Raw genomic sequence first — 420 nt, forward strand, 5'->3', positions numbered from 1 at the left:
CATCAACATCCTGCACGCAACCATGCTCGCCATGCAGCGCGCGGTGCATGGCGTGGCCGCACTGGGCACGCTGCCCGATCTCGTGCAGGTGGACGGCAATCGTTGCCCGCAGGTGGCGTTTGCGGTGGAGGCCGTCGTCAAGGGCGATGCGCTGGTGCCGGCCATTTCAGCGGCGTCCATCCTGGCGAAGGTCACGCGCGATCGGCAGTTGGCCGCGCTGCATGTCGAGTTTCCGCTCTACGGTTTTGACGTCCATGCCGGCTATGGCACACCGCAGCATCTGGCCGCCATCGACCTGCATGGCGTGACGCCGCATCATCGCCGCTCGTTCGCGCCCGTGCGCCGTGCACTGGATGGGATGAGTGCGATCAGCATCGAAACCACCGCTGCAGTCAGCGCCTGGGACGACTGACCTTTTTC

At 65.5% G+C, this 420-nt stretch carries 1 protein-coding gene; it reads left to right on the forward strand.

The window, feature by feature from the left end; genetic code table 11:
• On the forward strand, nt 1-412 hold a 412-nt coding region (locus tag I6F21_RS38110; RefSeq protein WP_225184432.1), incomplete at its 5' end, for a ribonuclease HII.
• Nucleotides 413-420 lie beyond the last annotated feature (8 nt).

Origin of the sequence: Bradyrhizobium sp. NBAIM03 (assembly GCF_020194055.1) — a bacterium.
GTDB lineage: Bacteria > Pseudomonadota > Alphaproteobacteria > Rhizobiales > Xanthobacteraceae > Bradyrhizobium > Bradyrhizobium yuanmingense.